11 protein-coding genes are annotated in these 13,082 nt (G+C 45.7%); 3 read left to right on the top strand and 8 right to left on the bottom strand.

The window, feature by feature from the left end:
* From ACQ4M5_RS02165 to ACQ4M5_RS02150, 4 genes are all read right to left on the bottom strand, one after another.
* Positions 1-924 (bottom strand): DUF6999 family protein, encoded by a 924-nt coding sequence (locus tag ACQ4M5_RS02165; protein WP_430673967.1) that lies wholly within the window; start codon positions 922-924, stop codon positions 1-3.
* Positions 921-2,762 carry a 3-oxoacyl-[acyl-carrier-protein] synthase III C-terminal domain-containing protein gene (locus ACQ4M5_RS02160; RefSeq protein ID WP_430673966.1) on the bottom strand — a complete coding sequence of 614 codons (1,842 nt, stop codon included), beginning with the start codon at positions 2,760-2,762 and terminating at the stop codon, positions 921-923. The genes ACQ4M5_RS02165 and ACQ4M5_RS02160 overlap by 4 nt, the downstream gene beginning before the upstream one ends.
* An 11-nt stretch (positions 2,763-2,773) precedes the next feature.
* Positions 2,774-3,256, bottom strand: coding sequence for a hypothetical protein (locus ACQ4M5_RS02155; protein ID WP_430673965.1), 483 nt, complete (start codon positions 3,254-3,256; stop codon positions 2,774-2,776).
* A gap of 574 nt (positions 3,257-3,830) precedes the next feature.
* Entirely contained in the window at positions 3,831-5,441 is a 1,611-nt protein-coding gene (locus ACQ4M5_RS02150) for a serine hydrolase (protein ID WP_430673964.1), read from the bottom strand.
* 347 nt (positions 5,442-5,788) lie between these two features.
* On the opposite strand from ACQ4M5_RS02150, the gene ACQ4M5_RS02145 reads away from it, so the two are divergent.
* Positions 5,789-7,408: a glycosyltransferase family 39 protein gene (locus ACQ4M5_RS02145; protein ID WP_430673963.1), complete on the top strand. Its 1,620-nt coding sequence runs from the start codon at positions 5,789-5,791 to the stop codon at positions 7,406-7,408.
* Positions 7,409-7,471: 63 nt separating this feature from the next.
* On the opposite strand, the gene ACQ4M5_RS02140 is transcribed toward ACQ4M5_RS02145, so the two are convergent.
* Positions 7,472-7,900, bottom strand: coding sequence for a hypothetical protein (locus ACQ4M5_RS02140; RefSeq protein ID WP_430673962.1), 429 nt, complete (start codon positions 7,898-7,900; stop codon positions 7,472-7,474).
* A gap of 437 nt (positions 7,901-8,337) precedes the next feature.
* Here ACQ4M5_RS02140 and ACQ4M5_RS02135 point away from each other — a divergent pair, with 437 nt between their 5' ends.
* Both ACQ4M5_RS02135 and tnpC read left to right on the top strand, forming a co-directional pair.
* On the top strand, positions 8,338-9,129 hold the full coding sequence (locus ACQ4M5_RS02135; RefSeq protein ID WP_430673961.1) for a hypothetical protein: 792 nt from the start codon (positions 8,338-8,340) through the stop codon (positions 9,127-9,129).
* A gap of 247 nt (positions 9,130-9,376) precedes the next feature.
* On the top strand, positions 9,377-10,855 hold the full coding sequence (tnpC, locus tag ACQ4M5_RS02130) for an IS66 family transposase (RefSeq protein ID WP_430673960.1): 1,479 nt from the start codon (positions 9,377-9,379) through the stop codon (positions 10,853-10,855).
* A gap of 45 nt (positions 10,856-10,900) precedes the next feature.
* Here the strand turns inward: tnpC and ACQ4M5_RS02125 are convergent, their stop codons facing one another.
* The 3 genes from ACQ4M5_RS02125 to ACQ4M5_RS02115 form a co-directional block, all read right to left on the bottom strand.
* Complete coding sequence (locus ACQ4M5_RS02125) at positions 10,901-11,422, bottom strand: hypothetical protein (RefSeq protein ID WP_430673959.1); 522 nt, start codon at positions 11,420-11,422, stop codon at positions 10,901-10,903.
* A 185-nt stretch (positions 11,423-11,607) separates the two neighbouring features.
* Positions 11,608-11,973 carry a hypothetical protein gene (locus ACQ4M5_RS02120; protein ID WP_430673958.1) on the bottom strand — a complete coding sequence of 122 codons (366 nt, stop codon included), beginning with the start codon at positions 11,971-11,973 and terminating at the stop codon, positions 11,608-11,610.
* 97 nt (positions 11,974-12,070) lie between these two features.
* The gene (locus tag ACQ4M5_RS02115; RefSeq protein WP_430673957.1) at positions 12,071-12,970 is read right to left on the bottom strand and encodes a hypothetical protein; all 900 of its coding nucleotides are present in this window, start codon (positions 12,968-12,970) and stop codon (positions 12,071-12,073) included.
* Positions 12,971-13,082 lie beyond the last annotated feature (112 nt).

The raw sequence follows: 13,082 nt of genomic DNA, 5'->3' as shown, positions 1-13,082 counted from the left end.
TTAGATAGATAGACGGACTTGTTTTTGCTGCTCTAGATACGAATGCAGACACTCAACAAAAAATCCGTGCAGTATTAAATTGCGAGCGGCATCGAACGGGCTTTTAGGAATAAGAGGATACCGATTTCCTACAAGCTCAATCAGGTATGGCTCCCTGACCACGGTGCTGACATATCGACAGAGCGCTTCGTCGAGCGGGAGAGAATACAAGGCGCGTTCAAACTCATCTGGCGTGAAGCAAAAACTATAGATAATCTTGAAAAGCTCAAGGGTTGATTCTAAATCTAGAACTCGCAAGCGTCGAGGTGAAAAATCAATCGTCACTTCGACTGGTTGAATGCTATTGTAAACAACTGTTCGTGCGGGTTCTTCAGCTTGTTGAGCGTTGACTCGACGAACCCAGTCTGGATCACGCTGTTTTGCAGTAGCGTAATCAAAGATGAAATTGTACAAATTCAAATCGTGCTTTAAAAACGCCTGATCTACTAAATCGTCCACTGTTCGTGGATATAAATCTGACTTTTCAAGGTTTGGATCCGGGCTGTTATCAATTAGAAAGTTGAGAATATTAGATTCTAGCCCAAAGTGTCTCACAATCAGGAAGCTTGCTTCTGGAGACACAAAGGTATTGATAAACCAGACGGCAACTCGGTGCATCCATTCGTACTGGTTAAACTGAAACGGCAAAAGCTGCTTGACCAAGAGAATCACCCCAAGCAGCAGGTTTGCGATGATTTTGATCGGAATTAGTAAGTAGCGGCGCGTCCAGTTTTGCAGGTCCTGAATAGTGAATGCTTTCGCTTGTGGGTCTAGTGTCACCGATTGATCGAGGTAAAGAATGTCCCAAGTATTGGGATTTTGTCGATCGTGATACCGTGTGGGTTGAATGGGTTTGACAGACCGTTCTACCACCCTTAAATTCATTGAATTTCCTCCAATTGCAGCAGATAGAGTCGCGCTGTGATTTTTGCGGATTGAACGATGCGTTCTGCAATCTCGTGCGTCATCCACTCCGCATTAAATAACGCATGCCATCGGTCGAGATGCTGAGTGTCATTCTCACCGTGATAGCTGAAGAACGAAACTTGGGTATCGCTCAACCCTAAATGTTGCTTGATCTGATTCGCCCATTGTCCGGCAACGCGATGTCCTACAGTCTCGATAATAAAGATACTGCCGATCAAGTCGATTGGATTGGGCTGTGACCCCTGATTAAAAATAAACGCGGATAAAGCTTCTCCCCCAACGTTCTTTTTAGCTTGGGTAATTTCTTCAAGCGATCCGCCGACAGCTACGTAATTTTGATCGAGCAGTTCGAAGTCGCGGTGTTCATCTTTGGCATGTCGAATAAATGCCGAGCGAAGTTCGTTTTCGGTTAGATTCGAGGCTGCTCTAGTAAGCCATCGCGATCCTTCTACGACTTGAGGGCGCAATGTTCGCAGTAACGCTTTGTAGTCATCAATACTAAATTCACCCCGCTCGAGTTTTCGCATGATTCTGACGGATCTCAACTTCCGCTCAAATTCAAGCCAAGTGAGCGTGAGTTTCTGTAACAGATACGATCCAACCCCCTGATCGTTCGCAACAGCAGGTTGCGCCGTGCTGTCTAATTTGATATTCCAAGTCGGTGTGGAGGCTTCTCCAACAACTGTAAACATCAGATAAGCTGTTGTAAATCTCCCGCTTTCCGGCACCATGCAGAACACGGTTTGACCAGGCTTCATTTTCCCTGAATAAAAAAGCTCTTCAAGCATCAGGTAAATTGAAGCACAGCCTGTATTTCCCCGGGTATAGAGGTTGGTAAACCATTTTTCTTCAGGAACCAGACATCCGGCTTTATCAAGAAGTTCAACAATCTGACTCCGAAACACGTGCGAGGAATAATGGCAAACAAACCAATCAATCTTGTTTACATCCACCCGATCTTGATCGAGCAGTTTGAGCCAGCCTTCAACGCCGAGTTTAACAATATTGTCGAGAATACGAACGTTTTGACGTAGATTGATCGCACCTGCTTCTGCCGCTTCAACATACGAGGAATAATCCATCCAGCTTCGCTGATCGACTTCATTCATTCCTGCATACATACAGGTAGGATATGCATTCGCGTGAGAAGCTAATTCAATCCACTCTAGTCGGAGGCTAATGCCGTTGGGGTTTGGCTGATCTTCAATCAGAAATGCTCCTGCTCCATCAGACAACATCCATCTGAGAAATTCGGTATCAAAGGAGAGTCCTTTGCCCGCTTTAATCTCAGGCTGCGCTTCAAAATGCGTGTGGGTCATTAGCCGCGAAGCTAGTTCAGAAGCAACGGTAATTGCTTGACGTTTTTGTCCGGTCTGTACTTGCGCTGCTGCATATTTTAGCGCAGAGACCCCCGCGCTACAGACTCCGTGAACCGAGAGGATTTCGAGTGGTGGTAGTTCTGATAAAATCCCATGAACCATACTTGCAAAGCCTGGAACTAGGTGATCGGGCCAAGTGGTCGCGGCACACAGCAAATCGACTTCGTGTGGATCGACATTGCTTCGACTCAGTACATCTCGAACGGCGTGCGCTGCCATTTCGCAGTTTGAAATGACGACTTGCTGGTTTTGATCGATCGCATAATGCCGTTGCAGAATCCCATTCTGCTTCAAAATGCGCGATTTCATTCTCGAAGGTCGTCCGTTGATTTTACCTAAATAGTCTTCGATCTGATCGTTGCTAATCGGTAAGCCTGGAAGAAACTTGCCAATGTGATTGATAAAAGCACTGCTCATTTTATCCTCTTTTAATTATCCCAGTAATAGGATGTATTGCGGATTCCGTACTCTTCTCGGAGTGAATCGAGTGTGCAATGCATCACACTATTGGGATCAATATAAGCATCAATTTTTTTGCGAACAGTGAATCCCTGTCGTATTCCTTTAATGTAATACCAACACACAAGATGAGGGGGTATATAAGCTGATTCCCAAGCTTGTCCCCGTAACGAGTTAAACAACAACACAAGAAAGACAACAAAACTTTCAGGGTAGTAATACCAGGGTCTTCGCCAAGTTAGCGATGTGAGTAGAAATCCAATCAGTTGTAGTTCGTCTTGCAAATTAACTCCATACCCGGTAATGACGTGCATGATATCGTGCCGCCACAAATCAATCCAGGGAACACGAAACCAGCCAACATATAGGTCTTGATTGCGCGTAAAATCTGGACTGGCTTGATAATATCGTTCTAATCCTTCCTCAAGCGTAAGCGCTGTACGTACCGTCATGAATGCTACCTCAGATGAAGCAATGCTCTAGACTTGCTGGGTTAAGTCTATTGATGGAAGAGAGTTTTAGGGTAGATTGAAGCCTAGAAGGTAGATGAAAATCCGAAGAATTAAGCCAACGAATGTCGAACCTCACAGCCGCAAGATTCAGTGCTTCTGGCAACGCAATTATTCTTTTCGGCAACATGATTGTTCAAACTTGTGTACATGATGTTACCAAATTTGCTTCTGCTCGTGAACAGTGTTATTTCTAGAGTTTCATTACAAAAAGATGTTTGTATTATGACTTTGCTCAATGAGGCTGCTCTGTTTTTATACAATGCTGCGGCGATGCGTTTATCGTGAACTCAGTTGCTTCGAGTATTGATTTCACTGGGATTGAGCAACATTATGCCCAAAGCTGCGCCGGATTGACTACGTTCAGCAAATTTATGAATTTCAATGTGTATTTAATTACAAGTACGCCGAATCAGTGCAGCTACTTATTGAGAAAAGTAAAGTATGCCTTAATCGGGATTGACAATAGCCAGCTATGCGCTGGCTATCGCTTTGGACAGAGATTTTGACGAGATGTTTACTCAAACGTTGCTTGATTACTAGCTAGCGTAACGGCATCAACAGGATAAATGGGTTGCCCTGAGGGATTGGTGGCGGGACCGGAGAGTACAACTCCTCGATTCACCAGCGCAATGTTGATTGCTCCATTGCGCTCCGGAAAATAAAGCATCTGACTTTCGTAGCCTGCGACATCACCTTTTTTTCCCCAGGCTCTGCCGAATGGAGTGCTATAGTCGGCAATACCGAGTCCAAACCCCTTGCCTTCATACGGCAGTCCTTCTTCAACAAACGATAGTAATTGAGCTTTACTGTCTGGCTTGAGTAGATCTTCACCGAGTAAAGCCTGGGTGAAGCGAGCTAGGTCTTGAGCGGTCGAGGAAAGTCCTCCTGTGTAGCTGCCAATAGCCGCTGTGTTAATTTTTGCAGTGTCGTCGAGGTTCCCGTCTGGACCTAATCCCTTGGGCTTAAGGAAGTCTTCGTACCCACGCGCCTGGTTTTGAACGGGTTTGCGAGTCCCGTTGAAGAACGTGTTGTTTAATCCTAAAGGATCAAGAATTTCCGTTTTCATTACGGCAGCAAAGGGTGTTCCGGTTGCTTTTTCAACCATCAGCCCAGCGAGGATTGTGCCCGTGTTAGGATAGACCCAAACCGATGAAGAAGCAGGACCAGAAAAGCGCGGTTGCCCGTATGCGTAAGCAACTAACTCTTGGGGTTGCCAGTTTCGCCAAGAGCCGAACAGATAATCGACGATACTATCGAATCGAAACCGGGGACTGTTTGTGAAATCATAAACTCCGCTGGTGCCATTTAAAAGCTGCCTCAGCGTCAGACTAGCTCCGTCTGGAATGCGTTGAGCGATGTCGGGAAGCCATCGACCTAATGTATCATCGAGACTAATTTTTCCTTGCTCAACAATCTTGAGTGTTGTTGCTGCTGTGAAGGTTTTTGTGATGCTGCCTATATTGAAAATATTGTCGGCTTGCATCGGTGTTCGAGTTCCCAAATCAGCAATGCCGGATGCTCCTTTCCAGGTAAATTCATCGGGGGTCACGACTGCTGTTGTTGTTCCAGGAGCAGATCCAGGTTGCGTTAAGGTTTGATCGAGCGCGGCTTGTAACTTCTGTGCTCGATCCGAGTTGTCGAAGATAAAACTGGATTGATCAATCTGAGCGGCTTTAATCCCAATCAGCTTTGCAATCTCGCGACCTTGATCGAGAATTGTTGTTTCGAGTGGGTTGTCTTGAATAGTTAGATCTGCAAACGTAGCACCTAGCCGACTAATCCTTAACTGGTCGGTTCCATTGCTAAAGTCTGTCACCACGCTGGGTCCTTGGGGTGAACTCCATGCCCCAATCCAAAATTGGTCACGACCTTGTCCACCGGTCATGATTGCGCCACCGCTGTTGTCGATCAGGGTGTCGTTTCCAGCTCCACCAACTAAAACCTGATGAGTGATGGTTCTACGAAGAATCAGGTTCTCTGGCGTTTCTTGAATCGGACTGACCGAGGGCAAGGCATTCAGCGCTGAAATTGGAGTTTCGAGCAGGGGACTGCTGAGTTGCTGAATGTGACTGCTGTGAAGGTTTGCGCTCAGGCTAAGGTCTGGATGCATCAATGGGTTTAACATCGGGTTTTTCGATGAGGTAAATCAATGAATAAAGAACTAGCTAGATCAATTCAGGGCTGTGTGAATTCGGTTCCTGAATGCGAATCTAGCAGTTCGGTTTCGAGCAAGTTCTGGATATGGTGTGATTCTGCAAACTCGATACAGCAGGAATGATGAGGCGGCAGTGATGGTTAACCTAAGTACTGCCGATTGAATCAGGCGCGTTCTTGCTGCTTATTATGGCATCGAATCAAGAGACTCGACCAGTATGCCTTGAATTGTAGTGATTTATCGAAGTCTTGGCGGTCCTCGATTAAAATTTGTTCGATGAGGTTTCGTCATCCTTTATCTTTTGGAGTTCAGATCGAATGCAACCGTCGTTTTGGAAAATTCCGCCCTATTTGCAGGGAGTGATTGCGGTTTTATGTTTGGTAGGGATTGGTGTTCGGTTTCTCAATTTAAAGAACAATTCGTACTGGGGAGACGAGTTCTTTTCGTTGCTGCGGCTTTCTGGCTATACGCAAACTGAACTACTGACACAGGTTTTTAACGGTACGTTGAGACAGATATCAGAGCTGAACGTTTATCAAAGCGCAGAGAATTCTAGGACGCTCTGGGATACGGTGAGATCGCTTGCGATCGAAGATTCACAGCATCCGCCGCTGTATTACAGCCTGCTGCGATTATGGGCGCAACACTTTGGAGATTCAATCACGACAATTCGCAGCTTTTCGAGTTTTACTAGTTTGTTCGCGCTGCCTGCAATTTACTGGCTCAGCTTCGAGTTATTTCAGCTGCCGCTAGCTGCATGGTTGTCGGTCGGACTAATCTCTGTGTCACCCCTGCATTTTCTTACTGCGCAGGAGGTGAGGGAATATGGTCTTTGGACGGTTGCGATCCTAGTCGCGAGTGCATTGCTGCTAAAATCGATGCGCTGTAAGCGCCGTATTGACTGGATTACATATACGATCACTTCAGCAATCGGGCTTTATACGTTTCCGATGTCTATCTTTGTGATGACCAGTCATGCACTTTATGTTGCTAAAACCGAATCCTTTCGGCTGAGTGCAAATGCCAAAGCTTTTCTGAGTTCTGTTATTGTCGCTGGAATTGCTTTTTTGCCGTGGGCTTTAGTGATGTGGCAGTATCGCAAGCAAATTGTTACGACTAATCTTTGGTCAAGCTATGCGATGCCTTTGGTTGAGCGGATTGGTAACTATGTTTTCAATCTAGGTCTAACGTTTATTGCAATTCCTCATGCGTTTTCTAAGTTTCCACAAGCGGACATCCCACTGATGTTGTGGCTAACCGTTCCGATTGTGACGTTGGCGACGCTATGGATCAGCTGTTATGCGGTGTACTTCGTCTGTGTTCATGCGCCGAAACCTGCACGGTTGTTTTTGATTTCTCTCATGGGTGTGACGTTTGCTGCAATTTTTCTGCCGGATCTTGTGACACAGGCGCGGCGATCAACAGCCTATCGGTATTTGATTCCCTGCTATCTAGGGTTGCATTTAGCGATCGCTTATTTAATGGCGATCAAGCTAAATGTGGCATCGAAACGGCGACTGCATTTTTGGCGCGGCATGACTTTAGGATTACTTGGGTCAGCAGTCGTCACAGGTCTAGTACATCTTCAGGTTCCAGGGGGGCTAAATCACTACCGTGAACCTGAACACGCGATTATTGCGCGTGCAATCAATTCAGCTCCACGTCCTTTGTTGATTGGTAACGCCAAGCGCACTCCTGATCGACCACCGGGAACGGATGGCTCGCTCGGTGTGTTGTTTACGCTGATGCATCGTCTTAATCCATCTACGCAGGTTCAACTTGTTGTCGAGCCACAAGTTCCCGTTATTCCAAGCGGGCGTGATACGTTTCTGTATAACCCATCTGACTTTTTGCTTGAGTCGCTGCGGCAAAACTACGACACGACATTGGTTCAGCCTAGTTTGCAGGGAGACTTGTGGAAACTTGTTCGTCGATAAGCGAGTGTGCAATCCTTAACTCAAACAGCTACATCATAGTTGTTTGAGTCAAGGATTGCGGTGCTAACCGATGACTTCTAATAAGGTGTCGAGGGGTTGAACCTCGCTCCACGCAACTTGGTCTTTTTCTGCTCGATCTGCAAGTGGAAGAAACCCCCAGAATCGCGCTTCATGTCCATTAATTTCGACTACAATCACGCCAAGGTCCCCTGGATGTTCATCGAGGCAAAATTCGAATGTCTGGGCCGCATCGATCACGACACACCCAATCCGACCGACTCCTGCAACTGTAATTACGTCTGAAAGTTTGAGATCAAGATATCGATGGTCCAGGTCGATCTCGTATGACATCCAATAGCGTAGATATTCAATGCACGCACAGAGTCCTAGCGTTTTTTGGTAGCGAGCTAGGTTGTCTTCGGCAACCTGTTGAGCGAGAGTCCGAACCTGAGCGGTCAGGGGGACTGAAATTAAATCTTCGAATGTGTTCATTTTGAAAACTGGATACTCAGAGATTTCAAGGTTTAAACGGCTAAACAAGCCTCTTTTTACGTGAAATTTGGCAAAATTTTGAATTTTGATAAGAAGTTGGAGTGTGTTGTCCATTGAGAGTCACGCGGAGAACCCGACATCGAAGCAACTTGCAGTGTTTGCTGAATTCGGGATAGCTGAATCAATAGCCTGAAAGTCCAGCAGAATCTTGAATTTCTAGGTCAAACAGCATCAACGAAGTTCTTAATTGCTCAAAGGTAGTCTAAATTTGTCTTATTATTAGACTCAAAATGAGTCTAATAATAAGTCTAAATCGAGATAAAGAGATTAGTTCAATAACAGATATTGCGGAATCCAAGAGCGCATAGTCGTTTGATTCGCTCTGGACTACAAGGTAATGTAATAAGCAGAGATCAAGCAAGGGTTGTGAATTCTCGATGCAGTATGCCAGGCTCACTAAATTTGGAGGGCAATTAATCGATGCGGATCATGCAGATTATGAAGATTATAAAGGTATTTTGCGTTGCCCAGAGTGTGGAGAGCCGGTATTTCTGAGAAAGTCGCATCTTCGCGGCAAACAATCGATCGCCAATACCTTTGTGCATCATAAAGCAATTCCAGAAGTTTCCAAGTGCGAACTCCGTGTTGGAAGCTATGGCTCAGCCGATGTTGAAGCAGCAGCAGCGCGAGCACGTGGACAGCGACTTCGGACTCTGAAGATTAGTTTGTGGAAGTACATTAAAACCACGATTGCGATCGATTTAAAGAACTGGTCAACCTACGTTAAGGACGCAAAACATACCGTTTTTCGCCAAGTTGTTGAGTATGCAGAACAAATTTTGAAAACGCACGATCGCTTTATTCTCGACGATACGCTTCCTCGAATGGCAGATCTGCTACAGCAAAGAGATGCTCGGATTGGCGTTTCAGCAGCCATGCAGCATACTATTGATCAGTTTCTAGTGTCACGTTCGCGCGATTGGCGGCTCCACTGTTTGATTGCTCAAGAAGCACTGTCATTGCTGCTGACCTCACCCTCAATGAGTGAAATTCGGCATCGTCTTTGCTGCTGCCTATGTCATCCGACAACCATTCAGTCAATTCCAGGCTTGTTGGATCTTAATCCCGCAACTTTACAGTGGCAGGAACTCTTTTTCGGCTACCTGACGCTGGAGATTACCTTTGTTTTTCTAGCGATCGACTGGTTTGGCATTTGGGACCTTAGTTGAATCTCTCCCAACTATGGTTTGCTTAGCGGTGGGAGATTCCCACAATTGCTACGCTGTTTCTGCGTTCTGCGAAGTGGGGGTGTTCCCGCCGCCCTTGGTAACGGCTTTTGGAGTCCCAAATCTGATCCTCTCTGCTCTGCGTTGTTAAATCGTAACTACTCAGCTTAAAAGAGTGTAAGAATTTGCGGAAATCCGCAAAAGAAACGGTAAGGTTCAAATCATTCTCAGTTCTGACGAGGCAAGCCCCTTGAGCGACCCGACTCCCAAAAAACTGACAATCAGTCGAGACGAAATCAGCGCGATCTATGCCCAAGGCGAAGACGCGGTGATTGCGCTGGTCGAAGCATTAGTCGAGCAATTTACGACACAGATCGTGATGCTAGAGCAGCGCGTCGAAAGCCTAGAGAATCAAGTGGCAAAAAATAGTCGTAATAGTAGCAAACCGCCATCCGGGGATGGGTTTAAGCCGCAACCGAAAAGTCAACGGCGCAAGAGTGAGCGTTCCAGTGGAGGACAAAAAGGGCATCCGGGACAAACGTTAGAGTGGTCATCTGAGGTAGACGAAGTGATTGTCCACTCGGTTGAAGCCTGTGAAGTCTGTGGGAGTTCGCTCGGTGAAGTGGCAGTTGAATCGTGGGATGTGCGGCAAGTCCAAGGACTGCCGCCGATAGTGTTGAACGTGACGGAACATCGAGCTGAAGTGAAGTGCTGTCCGGGATGTCAAACATTGAACCGAGGAGCGTTTCCCGTTGGAGTGAACAGTGTGGTGCAATATGGAGCCAGCCTCAAAAGCTTGATGGTGTACTTGCTGGATTACCAGTTGCTGCCCTCGGCGCGAGTGGAAGAACTGTTGAGCGACGTGTTTGGCTGTACGTTGTCAGAAGCGACGCTGTACACGAGTCGTGAACGGTGTTTTGACGAGTTAGAACCGATAGAAGATTGGATTTTCGAGCAAGTCGCCACTGCCGACGTGATTCATTGCGATGAAACCGGAATGCGGGTCAAGGGAGGATTATGGTGGCTGCATGTTGCCAGTACTGATGGCTTTACCTTCTACTTTGTCCACACCAAGCGCGGCAAAGCAGCACTAGAGGCGATGGCACTGTTGCCGAACTACGAGGGTATCAGTGTGCATGATGGCTGGAAAAGCTATGCCCAGTATGAGTGTGATCATGCGTTGTGCAATGCTCATCACTTGCGCGAACTCGAATTCATCTGTGAACGCTATCAGCAGGTTTGGGCAGAAGAGATGAGCATTCTCCTGCGCGACATCAAACAGCAAGTAGACGATGCCAAAGCTCAAGGACAAGCAACGCTCAACCCAGACCTCGTGCAGTGGTTTGAAGAACGTTATCAGGTGCTTGTGAGTGCCGGACTCGCAGCCAATTCATCGCCCCCGTCGTCTCCCGAAGTTGCAAAATCGCGCGGACGACCGAAACAATCGCCCGCCAAAAACTTACTGGATCGTTTACAACAGCACCAATCGCAGGTGTTGGCATTCATGCACGATTTCCGCGTTCCGTTTGATAATAATCAAGCCGAGCGGGATTTGCGGATGATGAAATTGAAGCAGAAGATATCCGGTGGATTTCGCTCGGTCGTAGGGGCACAAATGTTTGGTCGCATTCGTGGCTACATCTCCACGCTCAAGAAGCAAGGCTTGAATGTGCTAGACGCGCTTAAGCAAGTCTTCTTGGGCAATCCGACTATCCCTCAACCTGAGTAGTTACGTTAAATCTTGAGAAGTTTTGAGTGACTACGGTCAGGAGATTTAGTCGCTGTTTTCTCCTAGCAGTAGTAGGTTCCAATGCGGGTTCCACCGTGAACCTTCGATCAATCCTAGTCCTTCTGGCTCTGGCTGTAGAAGTTGGTTTAGATGCCGAAAGTGCGGTAATGCTTCTGCTGTCAATAATGAAAGACTGCTGAGATCAAAGGGATAATAGCCTTCTTCTAGATGGCGGTAGCTGGTATTGCAGTTGCATTCTGGGTGAATGAGCAAGCGAATTGTCTCTCGATACTCTAAAAGTTGATCTAAACTGGGACTTCCCGTGATTTTCCAGCCGATTAAACTTCCTTCATAACAGCGACTCAATCTTGTCAAACCCGGAACATATTCAGGGTGAGGTTCTAATAGAGATGCCCATAGGTAATGGTTTTGACACCCATTACCAGCAGTTTGATGAAGGATCGGATGCCATGTTCTTGTTTCGTTAAAGGGAGGTCTTACTGCTTCAGGTTGCAGTTTGCGTCCTTCAACTTCTTCAAACTCGATTGCTAATGCAAGTTTCGGCAATCGGTCTCGTCGCAGCTGATTCCATCCACGATACTGGAAATCAAAGAGCGGATCATGCTGAATATATCGGTAGCTGAATTGTCTATCCTCTCTGTTGTTTTACTTAGCGTATTTCCAATGATAGCACTGGACTATTTACCATTTTCGGGTGTCTAGAAATTGCTGTCGATGCCAGTGCTTTAGGCTCATAGTGAGATTTTGCTGTATATCCAATTCGAGCTAAGTATTGTATAGGACTTGACCCAATCTAATTTAATCCAATCTCCTTTCCCTTTGACCTTAAGACAATATGAACCGTCTGCTTTTTCTGCAGATAATTCCTGGGATTCCGCGATCTCTTTAACCTCTTTGTAGGTTGAGGGGTTAAGTTGGAATACAGCCCAAACTTCCATTTCATCAACGTCAACTAGCTTACCGTTGAGTGGAATGGAATGATCTGAATCGACAACTTTTAAAGGAGTAAAATTTTTGGCTTCGGTTTCGGTTTTTCCAAATCTAATATAGATATGGTCTTTGTCTTGTGAGCGAAAAGTCAGTTTATATTGCGGCATTGCGTCAAAATTTACTCAAAAATAAGAAAATAGCAAAATCTGAACTTGGCTCCGTCTAAACGTTGGTATCCTGATTTGATAAAGCCGAGTTGCATCTCTACGTTGCTGGTGTTCTTGCTTCAAATTCATCTACCCAAAATGTTCCGACGATCATGAGAAAAGTCGAAGTGAGGATTTGAGTCAGTGCTTTATCATTTCCAGCGAAAATGTCTTCTCTAGAGATAGTCGTAACGGTGGAGCGTTGAGTTTTTGGATCAACTGTTGCAACCGGAATTTTTTCGAAGGCAATATTTGCAGTATCGCAGATTGAAAGAAAGAACAGGTTGAATCGAAGCGGGCTTGTCAGTTTTGTTGATAAAAACTCGCAAACTTCTTGGCAAATAATTAAGTGCATTGTTGCATCGACTTCCAGCGTTAATCTTGCTTTCCATCTGTTCATAATCTCCTCGCTTGTGGTTATTGTTTTTGTTCTCTCAAACTGAGCTTCTAGCGTACTTCTTAAGTGTTCTGGGTTTTTTGTAATTGCGAGGAACATTTGTTCCCAAATTGTGAAATTTCGTTGAATTACATCAATTGTCTCAAGAGCTTGATTGAATTGAGCTTCCCAAATGACTTTACAATCATCGAAGATTGGAGCATAAGGATTGGTTTGAATAATCGACCAAAAAAACTTTTGCAAAAGTCTAAGGCGCTGGTTTCTGCCTTGACTTTTTGATTTGATCTGCATTTCTAGTGTGATTGCTCGAACTCTCGCCTCACAAATTCCGGCTGATTCTTTGTTGTTGAGTTTGCGATGTGAAAAGAAAGCCGTTCGCTTAAATTCCTTACCGAATTTACTCCGAGAAGTCGATTCAGCACTCAGAATTACTGCTTCCTTACAGTGGGGACAAACAAGGGCAAGATGAAGATAGGCTTCATAGGGCTTTTCGGCAAGCTGAAACAACTCACTTGCCTCGAAAAGTTCTCCTCCGTAGCGAATGGATGCTGCGTATCGCATAAAGGGTACGTGGATTAAAATGGATATCTCTATTTAACCGTAGAGCATCGGTTATCCTTGATGTTTAGAATAACTTGTGATAGCACAAAGCTCGATCGATTTCCTGGTCCAT

The sequence above is a fragment of the Leptolyngbya sp. AN10 genome (assembly GCF_050565645.1).
Taxonomy (GTDB): Bacteria; Cyanobacteriota; Cyanobacteriia; order Leptolyngbyales; family Leptolyngbyaceae; genus Leptolyngbya.
The sequence above is the reverse complement of the archived record's forward strand: the minus strand, read 5'-3'. Positions and strand labels throughout refer to the sequence as shown.

Excerpts from the sequence above, each read along its gene's own strand:
- ACQ4M5_RS02165 (WP_430673967.1), bottom strand. The coding sequence starts at position 924 with ATGAATTTAAGGGTGGTAGAACGGTCTGTCAAACCCATTCAACCCACA.
- ACQ4M5_RS02160 (WP_430673966.1), bottom strand. The coding sequence starts at position 2,762 with ATGAGCAGTGCTTTTATCAATCACATTGGCAAGTTTCTTCCAGGCTTA.
- ACQ4M5_RS02155 (WP_430673965.1), bottom strand. The coding sequence starts at position 3,256 with ATGACGGTACGTACAGCGCTTACGCTTGAGGAAGGATTAGAACGATAT.
- ACQ4M5_RS02150 (WP_430673964.1), bottom strand. The coding sequence starts at position 5,441 with ATGTTAAACCCATTGATGCATCCAGACCTTAGCCTGAGCGCAAACCTT.
- ACQ4M5_RS02145 (WP_430673963.1), top strand. The coding sequence starts at position 5,789 with ATGCAACCGTCGTTTTGGAAAATTCCGCCCTATTTGCAGGGAGTGATT.
- ACQ4M5_RS02140 (WP_430673962.1), bottom strand. The coding sequence starts at position 7,900 with ATGAACACATTCGAAGATTTAATTTCAGTCCCCCTGACCGCTCAGGTT.
- ACQ4M5_RS02135 (WP_430673961.1), top strand. The coding sequence starts at position 8,338 with ATGCAGTATGCCAGGCTCACTAAATTTGGAGGGCAATTAATCGATGCG.
- ACQ4M5_RS02120 (WP_430673958.1), bottom strand. The coding sequence starts at position 11,973 with ATGCCGCAATATAAACTGACTTTTCGCTCACAAGACAAAGACCATATC.
- ACQ4M5_RS02115 (WP_430673957.1), bottom strand. The coding sequence starts at position 12,970 with ATGCGATACGCAGCATCCATTCGCTACGGAGGAGAACTTTTCGAGGCA.